The organism is Telmatobacter bradus (genome assembly GCF_048629425.1).
Lineage (GTDB): Bacteria > Acidobacteriota > Terriglobia > Terriglobales > Acidobacteriaceae > Telmatobacter > Telmatobacter bradus.
In genome coordinates this window covers 3,195,730-3,208,935 of sequence record NZ_CP184532.1, presented here as the reverse complement: position 1 = coordinate 3,208,935, position 13,206 = coordinate 3,195,730, and the positions used below count along the sequence as shown (strand labels likewise).

Here is a 13,206-nt window from a genome sequence, read left to right as displayed (position 1 = left end):
CTTCAGGTTTTACGGTGAAACAGCGGAGCCCTTCGCTTTATCAAGCCTTACAGTCTTGGCAGTTCCCACAACGAGGGGATCCGCACGGCAGCGAAGCGACCGTGGGGTAAGCAAAAGGCAGCGTCATCAGATTTGCCGGGATTCGTCTATTCTCTATCGCGCTGCGATTACGGTGACCGAACGGGTCAGACGAAGACGGCAAACTTTCAACTTCTTAAGGGGGTATCCTCTATGCCATTTCGAAGAATTCGAGTCTTTCTTTCTCTTTTTCTGCTACTGTCTTCGGCGCTTGGCTTTGCTCAGACGACGGGCGGTAGTTTGACTGGAACTGTTCACGACGCCTCAGGTGCAAGCATCAGTGGCGCTTGGGTAGTTGCCACGGAAACTGCTACGAACGCCCATACGCGGAGCATATCCAATGCCAGGGGCGAGTACGAACTCATCAACTTGAAGCCTGGTATGTATACCCTCAAGATCGAAGCGTCAGGCTTTCAGAGCTACGAACAAACCGGCATTCATCTGGATCTGAACCAGCATGGAACCCAGGATGTGACTCTCAATATCGGACAGGTACAGCAGAATGTTGAGGTACGTGCCGACGTTTCGGAACTCGATACAACTTCCTCGGCTTCCACCAGCGAGGTCAATGGCGCCGCCATCGCCAACCTTCCCCTCAATACCCGTGAATCCTATGCTCTGCTGGAATTAATCCCTGGTTATTCTGGCTCCATCGGCAACGATTATAATGCGGTCTCATATTCAATCAACGGAGGAGACAACGAGTATGGAGACATCCTCGTCGATGGTACGCCAGCAGGTTTCCCCACCGTCAACGGCTACCAAGGCGTAGGTATCTTTCCGTCCGTCGATGCCATCGGAGAGTTCCGCATGTTGGCCCAGGACTATCAGGCTGAGTTCGGCCGCACGCTCGACGGTGTGCTGAACGTCGTCTACAAGAGCGGCACCAATCAGTTCCACGGCACAGCCTTTGAGTTCATCCGCAACAATGCGCTGGACGCCAATGATTACTTCTCCAATCAGGAAGGATCACCTCTGCCTGCATTCCATCGCAACCAGTACGGTGGCACGCTGGGCGGTCCCATCTACAAAGACAAAACATTTTTCTTCATCTCTACCGAATTGCTCTTTCAAAATTCCTTCCAGTCGCTCACGGCAACCGTCCCGACGGATCTGGAGCGCGCGGGCGATTTCTCGCAGACCTACGCTTCGGACGGTACGCTCATCAAGATTTACAACCCTTTTTCAACCCGCGAAAACTCTTCCGGATCGGGTTACATCCGCGACCAATTCGTGGGCGACGATGGTACGGTAAACAAGATTCCTTCGAAGTACCTGAGCACCGTAGCGCAGAATGCTGTCAAGTATTATCCCGAACCCAATGTAACTGGTAATTCGGTGACGCATGCCAATAACTACTACAAGAGCGGCAGCACCGTGAAAGAGACGCTTGCGTGGGATCTCCGTCTTGACCACATGCTTAGTCCGCAGCAAAAGGTTTTCGGCCGCTATTCCAATCGCTATTACGGCAGCAATCCCAATCCACTCTTTCCCTCCGCGGATGCTGTAGCCGAGGGGCTGATCGATGCGCAGGACTTCTCTCGCGGCGTTACGCTGGGCTATACGGCAACTCCGAGCGCCAACAAGATCGTTGACCTCCGCCTCGGCTTTGCCCGCACGCTGTACGAGTACTACAACACAAGCCTCGGTTTTAAGGCATCCACGCTTGGCTTGCCCAGCAGCATTAATCAATACGGCGGTGTTGACATCTTTCCTTATTTTGCGCCAAGTGGTTTTGAGTCGCTGGGCAATGAGGGAAACCGCCACAACGCCTTCATGACTTACAGCTTGCTCGGATCTTATACATGGGTCTATGGCGAGCATACATTCAAGTTCGGCTTTGACAGCCGCATGATTCGCGTCAATGACCACGAGAGCAACGATAGCTCCGGCGCATTCAGCTTCAGCACGGACTGGACGCAGGGACCGGATCCGGACACCTCCAGTTCCTATGCCGGCAATGGCCTAGCCTCAATGCTGGTCGGCATGGGCTCTGGTGACATGATTCAGAACTACAAGAACGTTGCCACGCAAAGCTTCTACTACGCTGGCTATGCGCAAGATGACTGGCGCATCACGCCAAAGCTCACGCTGAATCTTGGCGTTCGTTATGACATTGACCTGCCGCGTACGGAACGCTATAACCGCATGAACTATTTCGACCCCAAGGTCGCTTCGCCTTACGCAACCGAAATAAGCGGACTGACGGGCGGTCTGGTTTTTGCTGGTGTTGATGGCCGCAGCCGCTATCAATACCACATCGATGCCAACAACGTTGCTCCTCGCGTCGGCTTCTCCTGGGCCGTGCATCCTACGACGGTTGTCCATGGCGGTGCAGCAATCGTCTATGGCGCTTCGAATCAGGCCGCTGCCGGAACTGTCGGGCCGTATGGCTTCCGCGTGCAGAACACATGGGATAGTTCGGTAGACGGCATCACACCTCTCAATACGCTCGACAACCCTTTCCCAAATGGCTTTTCGGCAGCTCCCGGAGCATCGGGCGGACTCGCTACCGGTGCCGGAGGTCAGATCGAAGGCGTCTACCAGAATTCACCTACCCCCTACATGTACCAATGGGGCCTGGATGTTCAGCAAAGCCTGCCAGGACAGATCACCTTCGATATCGCCTATGTTGGCAACCGTGGAAGGCAACTTCTGCAGAGTTATGAGGGCGGCTTGGACTTCGATCAACTTCCGACCGCGGACCTCGCACTCGGTTCCGCGCTGAACGATACCGTCTCCAATCCTTTCTACGGAGTTCTCGCAACCAACACCACACTCGGCGCAACATCGACCATATCGCGCGCGCAATTGCTGCTGAAGTTTCCGCAGTACACCAGTATGGAACCGCTACGCTACTCTGGCGGGAACTCGCAGTATGACGGCTTGCAGGTAAGCTTCAGCAAGCGCATAGCACACGGACTGCAGGTGCAGGGTAACTATGTATGGTCCAGAAATTATGACAATAACAGTGACCATCAGGATAGCTTTCGCCCGATGGCAGATTATGCCATCAGCTATCAGGACATCCGGCAGCGCTTTGTCGCCAGCTATATCTACCAGCTTCCTTTTGGACGCGGGCAGATCTTCGGCGGCAATATTTCCCGGTGGGAGGATGCTTTGATGGGCGGATGGCAATTGAATGGCATCACGACCCTGCAAGGTGGCAATCCTCTGCAGATCAATGCCAACAACGATCTCTCCAGCTTCAACTTTCAAAACCTTTATGCCGATACCAACGGCCAGAATGCAACGCTACACGGGCGCGTTGCCAGCCGTCTCAATAACTACTTCAACACAAACGATTTTAGTCAGCCATCGTCCTTCTCCCTCGGTAATGGACCGGCTTACTACGATAACCTGCGTGCTCCGGGATACACCGATACCGATTTATCTGTCTTCAAGGAGTTTCATCCCACAGAGAAGGTGAAGGTGGATTTTCGTGCCGAGGCATTCAACATCTTGAATCACGCAAATTTCAGTTCTCCGGATACCACGGTCACCGACACGGATTTCGGCGCCATTACTTCAACCGCGGCCGATCCGCGCCAGTTGCAATTCGCGCTTAAACTGTTGTTCTGAAAATTGTTGGTTGAGTTAGGATGCCGACGACGGAGTAACTGCCTCGCCGGCATCATTTTTCTTCTCAAATTGCTCCAGAAAAGAGAATTCATCCCTTGAAAAATCTATTTCGCCTTGTACTCAAATCCATTTTTTTAGGCGGTCTTTTCTGCCTCAGTATGGTTGCGCGGGCAGCTTCCGGTTCAGCGAGTTCCAAGCCCATTGTTATTGTCATCAGCCTGGATGGTCTGCCCGCCCAGGCACTCAGGGACCCAAAGCTTCCCATGCCAACTCTGCGTGCACTCGCTGCCTCCGGTGCCGTAGCCGATGCCATGCGGCCCATCAATCCAACCGTTACGTGGCCCAATCATACGACGCTGATTACAGGCGTGGATGCAAGCCATCATCATGTGATGGCCAACGGGCTCATCACCTTTCCCACCGACGGCAGCGAACCTGAGATAAAACCATGGGTCGCCAAAGATGAGCTTGTCCATGCGCGTACGCTCTACGAGGCGGCAAAAGAAAAAGGACTGACGACCGCGCAGGTAGACTGGGTGGCCATCTACGGCGCGAAGGGCGTTGATTGGGAGTTTGGAGAAAACCCCGATCCGGATGGCGCTATCGCCCAGGAGCTTGCTGCCGGCGGAGAGGTCACCCGCGAACAGATCGCCTCCTTTGCGGAGGACAGCAATCCGGCTTGGCGTGACCAAATCTGGACGGATGCCGCGATCGACATACTTCGCAACCATACGCCGAACCTGCTGCTTCTGCATTTGCTTGATACTGATACCATCCAGCACGGGAGCGCACCCTACAGCAATCCGGCCTATGTGGCCTATGCCTATGCCGATGCATGCGTCAAGCGCGTGGTCGATGCCGCGCGCGCGATGGGCATTCTCGATCGCACAACTTTCTTTATTGTTTCCGATCACGGCTTTGCCCCCTTTACGCAGGTCATCGAACCCAATGCTGCTCTGGCACAACAAGGGCTACTCCATAACGAGGGCAGTCATAGGGTCGGCAGCGTGTGGGCAGTTGCTGAGGGGGGCGCGGCAGAAATGTTCATTCGTGATGAAACGCTGCGCGCAAAACTTGTTCCACAGCTAAAAACTTATTTCTCTGCAATGCCGGGAATTGCTCATGTATACACAAACGCCGAGGCGCGTGCAATCGGCTTACCGGCAGAAGCGGACTCCGACCAGGCTCCGCAACTGTATCTCACCGCTGCGCCAGGGTACGCCTTCGGAGAGAATACCGATGGCCCGGTGGCACATCTGTTGCACGAGCCTGAAGGTCAGCACGGTGCGCTCAATACGATGCCTGAGATGCAGGCTCTTTTCGTAGCTTCCGGAGCAGCCATCCGTCCCGGCACGCATCTGAACGCCATTCTGAACTTGCAGGTAGCGCCCACCATCGCAGCGATTCTAGGCTTGCAATTACCGGAGGCCCAGGAGCCCGCACTTGAGAAAATCCTCCGGTAATTTCTAGAATTTGCACCCGTGGCGGAGACGATCCCATGCAAGCAGGGAGGAGGCAATGAGAATGCAGGATCGTTGTCAAATTTCTTCTCTCAAAGATGGAGGAGCACAAAACTCCCGCTCCAGACGATGACTTCAACGTTGTGTAATCGGCCGCATGGCCGAAGCCACCGGCCGTTGGCCGGTGGCCGTTCAGTGCGCAGCCGGAAAAGTGAAGAGGGATGTTGCTATATGCGTTGGTGTGTGGCGCGTGCCGAAAGCAGCATCAGCAAAAGCAGAGAGTCTCCGCCGAGCATCGCCAGAAGAACATGACGCAGGTGCTGATTTTTGCGTCTTTGAACAGGCCAGATCACCTGACAGGCAACACGTTGACTCCTTCATGGGGTGAAGTTTTGCTGATGTAGCCGATGGTACCTGCATTGTGCGCAACGTATTCCACTACAGCTGCATCCGAGTCAAGATTGCGCGGCATGCTGGCCTGTCCGGAAAAGACCAGACTGCGCCAGCAGGCGCGGAAGACCGTATCGCTCTTGCCGATGAAGGCGCGCAAAAAATCCTCATGCGCCGGACCTCCCTTGAGAAGAACCGGAGTGACATGCGCGCCCTCCTTCAGATTGCTGGATGTTCCGGAAAGGGCCCATTGGTAGGCGGGATCGATGTCCTGCACTTCGTTGAACAGCGCATCGGGTGTTTTCACCTTGCCAAAACGCACCCCTGACAGATCGTTGAATTTGTAGTCAGCCGATGCCCAGTCAAGCGTCAGATTCGTGCCACCTATGTCGCCCAGCAGTTCACCGGGGGGAAGGCGGTTGAACCCTGCCGTCGTTATCGACGGGGCGATTTGAAGCTTTACCGGATTTTGGGAGCATAGAGAGGATGAGTTTTGATTCTGAAAAAGGGGAGAACGGAAGGACTTCTGCGTTCAGAAGGGGAAAATGAGGGAAAAGCCTGAAACTTCGTCGACGTGCTAAAAAGAGTCCTTTTTTGTAATATTAACGTTACCGATATCGATAACTACAGCACGAAAACAGGACATTTTTAGACCCCCATTGTGTTGATGTGAATATGGAAATTATTTTTTGCAGATAAAATCCATGCTGTGTGGACCAGGCGCGAAACGAGGCGTTCGCTGTTCTGTGTTAATAAAATGTTTCACTGCTGTCCGGTTAAAAGTCGAACAGAATCAGTTGGTTGGGATCGGCAGTTAGTGAGTTTGTGTAGTCCTTCTGCTGAAGTGCCTGTGAGATGGGCATTTTCTCGAACAGAGTTACCGAGAGCACTTGCAGCAAAGTGTAGAGTGAGCCGGACAGTTCGAGTCTCTTCTTGACGATGGCGACCAGGAGGTAGACCGAGACAGCTATCCATATTTGGGTCTTGACGGCGTTTTCGCTGGTGCCGAAGAAGACCTTGATGCGCAGATGCTGCTTGATCCATTTGAAGAACAGTTCCACTTGCCATCGGCTTTTGTAGAGAGCGCAGATGGTGACGGCAGGTAGTGTGAACTGATTGGTCAAGAAGAGTAGATCCTTGCCGGTCTCTGGATCATGAAAGCGAATGCGGCGCAGGTGGCTAGGATAATCCTTGCGGCTGTGATACCCGTTAAGGGCGATGGACTGGTCTGCCAAAATGCCGGTCTGCTTGTCCACCTGTTGGGAGTAGATACGTCGGGCATCCAAGTTGTTCTTGGCGCGGGTGACAAAGAATGCTCCGGCCAAGTGGAGGCGATACAACCGGGCGTAGTCGAGATAGCCACGATCCATGACATAGTAAGCGCCAGCCTGAGGAATGATCTCGTCGAGCATGTTGACGTCGTGCAGATCGCCCGTGGTGACACGGATAAATGTGGGTATGTTGCCGCGTAGATCGAGCAGGGTATGCATCTTGACGGCGGACTTGGTGGAGCGAAAATGCGCCCACGGAAACAAGGTCAGGCACAGATCGATGGTTGTAGAGTCCAAGGCGTACGCAGCGGCATCAAGGTCCATGCCGAGGTCTTCCGTGGCGTAGAGCTTGCGGGCCTGGACCATCAGTCGTTGCGCGAGTTCAGCATAGATGCGCCAATCGCGGCTCTCGTTGGCCTCAGCCAATGTCGAACGACGCACCGGAGAGCGGAATCCCATGGCATACAGCTTGGCAGGCTGTGCGCACAGGCAGGCTTCGATGTCACGCAGGCTCTCGCGATAGGTCAACTGAGCAAAGGCCATAGCACGGAACTGCTCGGTACAACTGAGGTTGCGCACCCGGCGGTCGCCGCCATAACGGGCCACACTGCGGGCAAACGAAGTCCACGGAAGGAAGTCCATCAACTGCGCGAACAGCAACTTGCCAGCGTTCACAGCCGCCTCCAGAAAGCATCTCTGGAATCAGCATCGCGGCATTTTCAAATCGACACCACCCCAAAACGTCCGCAACCCTCGGCCCATCAGACGGTTGCAGGCAGCAAGTTAGTCGTCAACCGGACAGCAGTGAAAATGTTTATTTATAAGTATTTATGGAAGAGAGTGACCAGCGTCTCTCTCCTGCGCTATTTTTCAAAGAGGAAATTTCTTGCCCCATACCTGGAAACATTATTTGGGGTCGCGTAGGAAAGAGGCATTTTATCCCTTGTGCTTTCCGAGAACGGTAACGATAATATCTGTGAGACAAAAAGAGAAGATTCGGCGGAATCGTATTGATTTCATTCACATACGATTAATTTTCGCCTTGCTAGACTTTTCCATTTTCAGCCGAGAAATCAATAGAATGGAATCCATGAACGTCCGCATGAAAGACATCGCCAAGGATCTTGGCATCTCCGTGATTACTGTCTCCAAGGCGTTGCGCAACCATCCGGATGTAGCCAAAGAGACCAGGGAACGCATCCTGAAGCGGGTTCAGGAGCTTGATTATCAACCCAACATGCTGGCACGCAGCCTGGTGACCGGGCACAGTTACCTGATCGGACTGGTGGTTCCTGGCTTAATGCACCCCTTTTTTGCCGAGATTGCCTCTTCACTTTCGGCCGTAGTTGGCCGATCCGGCTACTCGGTCATCCTCTCCTCCAGTGAGCAGGATCCGCAGCTCGAAGAGCGTCAGATACGCCACCTGTTAGCTCGCCGCCTGGATGCTCTGGCCGTAGCCACCAGCGGACTTTCCACGGGAATTTTTGAACAGATCAACCGTGCCGGAATGCCTTATGTGTTGATCGATCAGGAGCTGCCCGGGCTTGCCGCCAACTTTGTCGGCATGGACGACGTGGAAATTGGCCGAATGGCCACCGAACACCTGATTGAGCAGGGTTGCCGGCGGATTGCGCATCTGAAGGGCAAGAACAGCATTACGGGCATTCGCCGCTACGAGGGCTACCGCAAAGCGCTTGAGCGCCATGGTATGGAATACGATGAATCGCTCGTGATTGCCTGTGCCAAGACCGATACCGATCACCTTTCGGAAGGCGCTGAGGCGATGAAGCAGTTGCTTCGCTTGCCCCAGCGGCCCGATGCTCTCTTCTGCTACAACGACTCCCTGGCGATTGATGCCATGAATGTGATTTCCGCAGCCGGACTGAGCATTCCAGAAGAGATTGCGGTGATCGGGTGCGGTAATCTTTATTATGACGAATCGCTGCGCGTACCGCTTTCCAGCATTGACCAGAACAGTAAGTCGATTGGCGAAAAGACTGCGGAAATTCTGCTGGATCTGATCGATACGAAGAACAGCGCGCACACGCGTTCCGTGATTCTTACGCCGCAGATTCTGGTGCGTGCTTCCTCGCAGCGCAAAGCTCTGTCTGGCAAGTAAGATCCCCGGGTGAGAAGGTTTACGCCTGATCCATTTTTGATTGGACGTGGAACGGCAGGATGGCGCAATGCTCCAGGCATTCCCAGAAATGCTCTAGCTCCCGTTTTGCAGGAAAGAGACGCTCATGATTTCACGTCGCGCATTTCTCGGGTCTGCAGTAGCTTTTGACACCGCGCTCTTCTTGTCCCGCATACCGGCCTTTGCGCAGGTTGTGACGCCGCGCTCCGCCGCCGACTCGCCCGAAGTGCAGAATGGCAGCATCGTGCCGCTCCTGCGGGGCGCAACGGCGCGTCCCATGCGCTACGAGCCGCGCAACGGCGCATTCGTTATTCAGCAGGGAAAAGAGTTTTTTAATCGTCCCCTTTATGGCCCGAATAATGCTTTCCGCGTGGATGCGGGAGACCTTCCCGAGTTCTCGCTCTACCTGCCCGGGCATGGCGGCAATTTGAAATTCGCTCTGCGGCGCAAAAGTGCTGTGGTTGGTCTGGCGGATGCCGAAAGCGTGACGGCAATCTATGTTGCCGGGCGCATGCGATATCAGGTCAGTGATCGCTTAATCGGCAACGTCGTTCTTCATCTGGAGGCTTGCACGGCAGCCAGCGGCTCCGGCCTGTGGGTGCGCGCTTTTGCTGAAGGGGATGCGAAGGACCTTGAGCTGGTGTGGGCTTTTGGCGGCGTTAGCGGGCGCAAGGGCAAGCGTGGTGGCGATATTGGTTGTGAAAACAAGCCTGTCGGCGAGTTTTTCAAGGTGCAACCAATGGAGTGCCGGAACAATATGTACACGTTCGCCCAGAACAGCGTGCGCGTCTCGAGTCCGGCGGCGGAGATTTTTTGCGAGTTTCCTGCAGCGGCCACGCTGGCACTTGCGGATGCAAATCAATGGGCATCGTCGTGGCCTCAACTGCTCGGAGCTGTCGAGAGCAAGCCTGATCTGCCAGTGCTGATTGGTTCCGTGGTGCTAGCTGCCAATACGCCTCTTCTCTTTGGCCTTGAACAACAGTCGAAGAACGCGGAAGAGCCCCACGCAGACGCTCGTGCGCCGTTGCAGAAGTGTTTTGCGGCGCGTATTGCTGAGCTGGATGCGATTGCCTCCACTGTTGCGATTCATACTCCCGATCCACACATCGATTGTCTTCCTGCGGCGCTGAACATTGCCGCCAATGCATTGTGGGATGAGCAGCAGGGATGCGTGATGCATGGTGCGGTGGCGTGGCGCAATGCACTGGCAGGTTGGCGCGGGCCTTATCTGCTGGACGCGCTCGGCGCTCATGAGCGCTTTCAAATGCATGCGCGCCACTGGATCAACCGGCAGAATACCTCGCCGGTAACAAGTGCGAATCCTGCAGTCGGCACGCCCGATGCAGGCTCCCACCTTGCGCGTAGTGAAAATCTTCTGCACAGCAACGGAGATCTTTCGCATAACCACTACGACATGAATCTGGTCTTCTTCGATGCACTGCTCCGGCATATGAAGTGGACTGGGGATACGAGCTTCGCGGCCGAGGCGTGGCCGGCGCTTGAACGTCATCTTGCGTGGGAGCAAAGGCTGTTTCGCAGAACGTTTTCCACCCCGCAGGGCGAGCTTCCGCTGTATGAGGCCTATGCCTGCATCTGGGCCAGCGACAATTTACAATACAACGGTGCAGGCGTGACGCACTCAAGTGCTTACAACTACATTGCGCACCGATGGGCTGCAGATCTGGCGCGGCAGTTGGGAAAGAATTCCTCTGCATATGAGGATGAGAGCAATAGTATCTATGAGGCGATGCAGCGCCTGCTCTGGCTGCCGGAACAAGGCTGCATGGGCGAGGCCAAGGATCTGCTGGGCCCGCAGTCTGTCTATCGTTCGCCTGCGCTGTGGACTGTGTATCACACCATCGACTCCGAGGCGGTGACGCGCAAGCAGGCTTGGCAGATGCTTGAGGAGAGGCTGCAAGCGCTGGAGCACGTACCTGTCCACGGGCAAGGTGTTCCCGAGGGCGATTGGTATATGCTCTCCTGCTCGGATTGGCTGCCCTACGTGTGGTCGTTGAACCTGCTGCTGCTAGCCGAGAACATGCACTTTGCCCTGGCGCTCTGGCAGGCGGGCCACAACGAGCAGGCCTATCGCATCTTCAAGGGATGCCTGCTGGATAGCATGTTCATGGGCCTTACGCCAGGAAACTTCCACATGACTTCCGCGCTCGATGTGCATCGTCTGGAGGCGCAACGCGACTTTGGCGACGCCATTGGCACAAGCAGTCGCGCCCTCATTGAAGGCCTCTTCGGTATTCATCCCGATCTGCGTGTGAATGAGCTGCGCATAGCTCCGGGGTTCCCCGCAGAGTGGCGCCATGCATCGATTGAGCATCCCGATCTGAGCTTCCAGTGGAGCATTGAGAACGGGGAAGAGAGCTATCGGGTTCGCACGCGTTTCAAAAAAAGTGTCAAGCTCATCCTGAGCGTGCGCGCGCATTCCACGCAGTTGCCGCACGTGCTCGTCAACGGCGTACAAGGGCACGCAGTATTTGAGAAAGATGCTGTCGGGCATCCGCAGATCACACTGCAATGCGCGCCTGCCAGTGAGTGGAAGATTGAATTGGAGTGGGGCAAAGAAGAAGCATTCGCCTTGCCTGAGTTCTGCAACTACGCGTGCGGAGACAAGCTACAGCTGCCTGCCGACACCGTGGCGATCGACGATCCGCAGCAGGCTTTACGCGACGGTCTGATTTCTGTGCCGGGAAATCATGTGGTTTTCGCACAGATCAAGCGCGGCGCATGTCAATGGTGGCAGCCCATTCGCTTTCATGCCCGCCAGACGGTTGCGCCCGTCCTCTTTGCGTACGAAAACGGCCCAGCAGAAACGATTGATCTTGCCGCTCACTTGAACCGCAAGATTCCCGACATTTTTAATCGCTCCTACGCGCATCCGCGCTCGCCTTATTGCTCGCTCTCACTTCCCGAGCAGGGTTATGGCGGATGGGCTGCGTTCAATCTGCAGCCGAAGATCGACGACCTGGGCCTTCGCATGGCTCATGGTCAACTGCAAACGCCCATGGGTATTCCCTTTGCCACGCCTGCGGATCCTGTGCAGCCGAACTGCCGCTTTCTTTCCTGGTGGCAGCAGGACGAGCGCAGCTTCGAACTGCCGTTGCAGGGGCACGCTGCGGCCTTGCATCTGCTGATGACAGGCACGACCTATCCCCAGGCCAGCCGTATGGAGCATGGCAGGGTCACGGTGACCTATGCCGATGGCGGCTCGTCCGTGCTCTCGCTGCGCAATCCGGAGACGTGGTGGCCCATTGAGCAGGACTACCTGATAGACGACTTCCTGTTTGTGAATCGAGCGCCCTTGCCCACGCGCATTGATCTAAAAACAGGGAGCGTCCGACAGCCCGGCAGTACTGCATTCAAGAAAGAGGGCGGTATGATTGACGGCGGCTCTGCTACGGTTCTTTCGCTGCCGCTTGACCCGGCGCGCGCACTGCTTTCCATGCGCATTGAAGCAACATTGTATGGAATCGTGCTAGCACTGCTGGCGGCTACACTGACGCGAACTTCCCCGGGCAAACCCTAAGCAACGGGGAAGTATGCAATGCTGCTTGAGCACTACAGCTGATCTGCGAATGGGTGAGAAGGCAATCGCTATGGCTGCGGGGTTTGCGTCTTGAGCGCGGCCACTTCGCTGCGGAGTGTGGCAATCATTTCGATCAGCTCGGCGTGGCGCTTGTCGCTGAGGCTTGGTTCCATGGCTTCCACGTAGAATGTGCCGTTGGGCTCAAGTTCGCAGCGGCGTACCTGCTCAATGTGTTCGAGGCCGTTGCGGTGAATGACGTCGATCAGCTCTTCGCGGGTGAGGGCTTCGCGCTCCATGGCGTTGCGGTCCAACTGGCCGTTGTGGATGAGCTGGGTGCGGCGGCCTTCGAGCACGCGCGTAAAGCGGCGCGAGCGGAAGAGCAGACGCACCAGAAGCCAGTTGATGCCCAGCAGGCCCACGGCACCAATCAGTCCACCGGTTACGGAGTTATCGTCACCGATGATGGCGTTCTGCACGGTGTTGGAGAGCGAGAGCAGCACTACCAGGTCAAACGGGTTCAACTGCGCCAGCTCACGCTTGCCAAAGATGCGCAGCAGAAAGACGAGCGCGAGATAGACGATGACGGGCCGGGCCAACTTCTCCAGGATGGGAAGCGGCAACTGGAACATATGGTCAAAAATAATGGAGTGCGGCATAGGATGAAGATAACTGATCTTTGTGCGCCATGGGCAGAGACGCACTTTCTTGCGTGTTTCAACGGAGTGCCGCAACGACGAACAACCCTTCCTG

At 55.5% G+C, this 13,206-nt stretch carries 7 protein-coding genes; 4 read left to right on the top strand and 3 right to left on the bottom strand.

The genetic code is table 11. The annotated features are described in order from the left end of the window. The first annotated feature begins 231 nt into the window (after window positions 1–231). Entirely contained in the window at window positions 232–3,660 is a 3,429-nt protein-coding gene (locus ACOBR2_RS13220) for a carboxypeptidase regulatory-like domain-containing protein (protein WP_420236583.1), read from the top strand. A gap of 158 nt (window positions 3,661–3,818) precedes the next feature. Then, window positions 3,819–5,123 (top strand): alkaline phosphatase family protein, encoded by a 1,305-nt coding sequence (locus ACOBR2_RS13215; RefSeq protein ID WP_420236582.1) that lies wholly within the window; start codon window positions 3,819–3,821, stop codon window positions 5,121–5,123. 346 nt (window positions 5,124–5,469) lie between these two features. Here ACOBR2_RS13215 and ACOBR2_RS13210 read toward each other — a convergent pair whose 3' ends face one another. Both ACOBR2_RS13210 and ACOBR2_RS13205 read right to left on the bottom strand, forming a co-directional pair. Then, window positions 5,470–5,817, bottom strand: a complete 348-nt coding sequence (locus ACOBR2_RS13210) for a hypothetical protein (protein ID WP_420236581.1) — start codon at window positions 5,815–5,817, stop codon at window positions 5,470–5,472. Window positions 5,818–6,286: 469 nt separating this feature from the next. Next, entirely contained in the window at window positions 6,287–7,456 is a 1,170-nt protein-coding gene (locus ACOBR2_RS13205) for an IS4 family transposase (RefSeq protein ID WP_420236255.1), read from the bottom strand. 415 nt (window positions 7,457–7,871) lie between these two features. On the opposite strand from ACOBR2_RS13205, the gene ACOBR2_RS13200 reads away from it, so the two are divergent. Together ACOBR2_RS13200 and ACOBR2_RS13195 are read left to right on the top strand one after the other, a co-directional pair. Next, a complete protein-coding gene (locus tag ACOBR2_RS13200) occupies window positions 7,872–8,900 on the top strand; it encodes a LacI family DNA-binding transcriptional regulator (RefSeq protein WP_420236580.1) in 1,029 nt (342 codons plus the stop codon). Window positions 8,901–9,024: 124 nt separating this feature from the next. Beyond that, window positions 9,025–12,456: a DUF4450 domain-containing protein gene (locus ACOBR2_RS13195; protein ID WP_420236579.1), complete on the top strand. Its 3,432-nt coding sequence runs from the start codon at window positions 9,025–9,027 to the stop codon at window positions 12,454–12,456. Window positions 12,457–12,524: 68 nt separating this feature from the next. Here ACOBR2_RS13195 and ACOBR2_RS13190 read toward each other — a convergent pair whose 3' ends face one another. Further along, on the bottom strand, window positions 12,525–13,112 hold the full coding sequence (locus tag ACOBR2_RS13190) for a DUF421 domain-containing protein (protein ID WP_420236578.1): 588 nt from the start codon (window positions 13,110–13,112) through the stop codon (window positions 12,525–12,527). Between the last annotated feature and the right edge of the window lie 94 nt (window positions 13,113–13,206).